Origin of the sequence: Cellulomonas pasadenensis (assembly GCF_047229365.1) — a bacterium.
Lineage (GTDB): Bacteria > Actinomycetota > Actinomycetes > Actinomycetales > Cellulomonadaceae > Cellulomonas.
In genome coordinates, this window is sequence record NZ_JBFTEP010000264.1 from 1 (window position 1) to 1415 (window position 1415).

Consider the following 1415-nt stretch of genomic DNA (forward strand, 5'->3'; position numbering starts at 1 on the left):
GGCCCGGGCGCGCGTGCGGGCTCGGGCGCGCGGCGTGTGCCGGTCACCGCCGCCGTCTACGTTGACGCCATGACCGACACGCGCGAGCGCGACGCCGTCGCGCCCCGGGCCGCGACCGACCCCGCCCTCCCCCGGCCGGGCGCGGACGCGAGCACGGCCCTGCTCACCGACCGCTACGAGCTGACGATGCTGCAGGCCGCGCTGGCCGACGGCACGGCGCACCGCCGGTGCGTGTTCGAGGTGTTCAGCCGCCGCCTGCCGCACGGCCGCCGCTACGGCGTGCTCGCCGGCACCGGCCGCGTGCTGGAGGCCTTGGACACGTTCCGGTTCGGCACCGCGGAGCTCGACTGGCTCGCGGACGAGGGCGTCGTCGACGACACGACCCTCGACTTCCTGGCCGGCTACCGGTTCACCGGCTCGGCCGTCGGGTACGCCGAGGGCGAGATGTTCTTCCCGCAGTCGCCGGTGCTGGTCGTCGAGGGCACGTTCGCCGAGGCGGTGCTGCTCGAGACGCTCGTCCTGTCGGTCCTCAACTACGACTCCGCGATCGCGTCCGCCGCCTCCCGCATGACGAGCGCCGCGGTCGACCGGCCCTGCCTGGAGATGGGGGCCCGGCGCGCGCACGAGCACGCGGCGGTGGCGGCCGCCCGCGCGGCGGTGGTCGCCGGGTTCGCCGCGACGTCGAACCTCGAGGCCGGCCGCCGGTACGGGCTGCCGACCATCGGCACGGCGGCGCACGCCTACACGCTCCTGCACGACGACGAGCCGTCGGCCTTCGCGTCGCAGGTCGCGGCGCTCGGGTCGGGCACCACGTTGCTCGTCGACACGTACGACGTGCGGCGCGGCGTGGAGAACGCGCTCGCGGCCGCGGGGACGGGCCTGGGTGCCGTCCGGCTCGACTCCGGCGACCTGGGCGTGCTCGCGCACGAGGTGCGCGCCCAGCTCGACGCCGCCGGCGCCCGCGACACGCGGATCGTCGTGACGTCCGACCTCGACGAGCACGCGATCGCCTCGCTCGCCGTCGCGCCGGTCGACTCCTACGGCGTCGGGACGTCGCTGGTCACGGGCTCGGGCGCCCCGACGTGCGGCATGGTCTACAAGCTCGTGGCGCGCGAGGACCGCGACGGCGTGCTGCAGCCGGTCGCGAAGGCGTCCCGGTCGAAGACGAGCCTCGGCGGCCGGAAGTCGGCCGCGCGGCGCCTCGACGGCGACGGCCGTGCGGTCGAGGAGGTGCTGGTGACGGGCCCGGAGGACGCGGTGGTCGCGTGGACGGCCGCGCAGCGCCGCGAGCCGAGCCCGGACCTGCGCCTCCTGCACGTCCCGCTCGTGGTCGAGGGCGAGGTGCTGCCGGGGGCGACGGGCGCCGAGGGCGTGCGCGCCGCGGCGCGCCGGCACCGCGCGTCCCGGGACGAGCT

1 protein-coding gene is annotated in these 1415 nt (G+C 77.2%); it reads left to right on the forward strand.

Annotated elements, in window-relative coordinates:
- Window positions 1-186: 186 nt before the first annotated feature.
- A partial coding sequence (locus tag AB6N23_RS18350) for a nicotinate phosphoribosyltransferase (protein WP_412867389.1) occupies window positions 187-1415 on the forward strand: 1229 nt, incomplete at its 3' end.